The sequence below is a fragment of the Micrococcus sp. MS-ASIII-49 genome (assembly GCF_000946635.1).
In the GTDB taxonomy this organism is placed as follows: Bacteria; Actinomycetota; Actinomycetes; order Actinomycetales; family Micrococcaceae; genus Micrococcus; species Micrococcus luteus.
This window is the reverse complement of record NZ_JXSP01000074.1, coordinates 1-350: the sequence shown is the minus strand read 5'-3', so window position 1 is coordinate 350 and position 350 is coordinate 1. Positions and strand designations below refer to the sequence as shown.

Genomic DNA, 350 nt, shown 5'->3' with positions numbered 1-350 from the left:
GAGCTGCTGGGCCACGTCCGGGGCGGGCACGAGGTTCTTGCGCACGGCCTTGGGCAACGCCTTGATGAGGGCGGTGACGAGCTCGACCCGCAGGCCGGGGACCAGCCACGCGAAGGGGCCGGGGGAGACCTGGTTGAGCAGCAGGATCGGCACGGCCACGGTCACGCCGTCGGTGCCGGCCGCGCCGGTCGGGTCGTACGTGTACTCGAGGTCGAGCTCCACGTCGCCGCCGGGCATCGGATACGTGAACGTGGTGGGGAACGCGTCGGTGTCCAGGTCCTCGGCGTCGGCGGTGAGCAGGGCGGCGACGTCGAGGTCCAGCAGGTCCGGCTGATCCTGGCGCGCCTTCT

The 350-nt window shown here is 72.0% G+C and carries 1 protein-coding gene; it reads right to left on the bottom strand.

The annotated features are described in order from the left end of the window. A partial coding sequence (locus SJ20_RS05595) for a DUF3418 domain-containing protein (protein ID WP_044659224.1) occupies nucleotides 1-350 on the bottom strand: 350 nt, incomplete at both ends.